Annotated in this window: 2 protein-coding genes; both read left to right on the top strand. The window is 66.7% G+C overall.

Features of this window, described 5'->3' with window-relative positions:
• A partial coding sequence (locus tag G0A00_RS26230; protein WP_164185620.1) for an electron transfer flavoprotein subunit beta/FixA family protein occupies positions 1-702 on the top strand: 702 nt, incomplete at its 5' end.
• Positions 702-1,628, top strand: coding sequence for an electron transfer flavoprotein subunit alpha/FixB family protein (locus tag G0A00_RS26225; protein WP_164214297.1), 927 nt, complete (start codon positions 702-704; stop codon positions 1,626-1,628). The genes G0A00_RS26230 and G0A00_RS26225, both read left to right, overlap by 1 nt.
• Positions 1,629-1,711: the final 83 nt, after the last annotated feature.

Raw genomic sequence — 1,711 nt, 5'->3', positions numbered from 1 at the left:
AAAGCGGACGGCACGGGAGTCGATCTTGCCAACGTCAAGATGTCGATGAACCCGTTCGACGAGATCGCCGTCGAAGAGGCCATCCGCCTCAAGGAAGCTGGCAAGGCCGAGGAAGTGATCGTCGTCTCGATCGGCGTCAAGCAGAGCCAGGAAACCCTGCGCACCGCGCTGGCCATGGGCGCCGACCGCGCCATCCTCGTGACCGCCGCCGATGACGTGCACACCGACATCGAGCCGCTCGCCGTCGCCAAGATCCTCGCCAAAGTGGTCGAGGCAGAGGCCCCCGGCCTTGTCATCATGGGCAAGCAGGCGATCGACAACGACATGAACGCCACCGGCCAGATGCTGGCGGGCCTTCTGGGCTGGGCGCAGGCGACCTATGCCAACAAGCTCGACGTCGAGGGCGATGCCGCCACCGTGGCGCGCGAGGTCGACGGCGGCTTGCAGACCATCAAGGTCGCGCTGCCGGCGATCATCACCGCCGACCTGCGCCTCAACGAGCCGCGCTACGCGAGCTTGCCGAACATCATGAAGGCGAAGAAAAAGCCGCTCGACGAGAAGACCGCCGCAGACTTCGGCGTCGACGTCTCGCCGCGCCTCGAGATCGTCAAGACCTCGGAGCCCGAAGAGCGCGCTGCCGGCATCAAGGTGGGCTCGGTCGACGAGCTCGTGGCGAAACTGAAAGACGCGGGGGCACTCTGATGGCTGTTCTTCTTCTTGCAGAGATCAACGACGGCGCGCTGGCGCTGGACGCAACCGCCAAGGCGGTGAACGCCGCGGCGAAACTGGGCGACGTGACGGTTCTGGCCGCGGGCGCTTCGGCTGCAGCCGCCGCCGAGGACGCCGCCAAGATCGACGGCGTCGCCAAGGTGCTGGTCGCCGAGGATGCGCTTTACGGCCACCGCCTCGCCGAGCCGGTCGCGGCGCTGATCGTCAGCCTCGCCGGCGATTACAGCCACATCGTCGCCCCGGCCACGACCGACGCGAAGAACATCCTGCCGCGCGTTGCCGCGCTGCTCGACGCGATGATCCTGACCGATGTGACCGCCGTGGTCGACGCCGACACTTTCGAGCGTCCGATCTACGCCGGCAACGCCATCCAGACCGTGAAGTCGAAGGACGCCAAGAAGGTCATCACCTTCCGCACCTCGACCTTCGAAGCCGCCGCCTCCACCGGCTCGGCTTCGGTCGAGACCATCGGCGCGGGCGACAACCCAGGCCTGTCGGAGTGGGTCGAGGACAAGATGGCCGAGAGCGATCGTCCGGAGCTGACCTCGGCGAAGATCGTCGTCTCGGGGGGCCGTGGCGTCGGCTCGGAAGAGGATTTCGCGCTGATCGAGAAGCTCGCCGACAAGCTCGGCGCCGCCGTGGGCGCGTCGCGCGCCGCCGTGGACTCTGGCTTTGCTCCGAACGACTGGCAGGTCGGCCAGACCGGCAAGGTCGTGGCGCCGGACCTCTACGTCGCGGTCGGCATCTCCGGCGCGATCCAGCACCTCGCGGGCATGAAGGACTCCAAGGTGATCGTCGCGATCAACAAGGACGAAGAAGCGCCGATCTTCCAGGTCGCCGACTTCGGCCTCGTCGCCGACCTCTTCGAGGCCGTGCCGGAGCTGACCGACAAGGTCTGAGCCGCACGCTGGTCTTGAGACCAAAAGCATTGCGAAAGGCCCGCCCCAACGGCGGGCCTTTTTGCATCCAGCTAAAACGCCAT

It is taken from the genome of Salipiger sp. PrR002 (assembly GCF_010500775.1).
GTDB lineage: Bacteria > Pseudomonadota > Alphaproteobacteria > Rhodobacterales > Rhodobacteraceae > Salipiger.
Note: the sequence above shows the minus strand (reverse complement) of the source record. Positions and strands in the feature narration are given on the sequence as shown.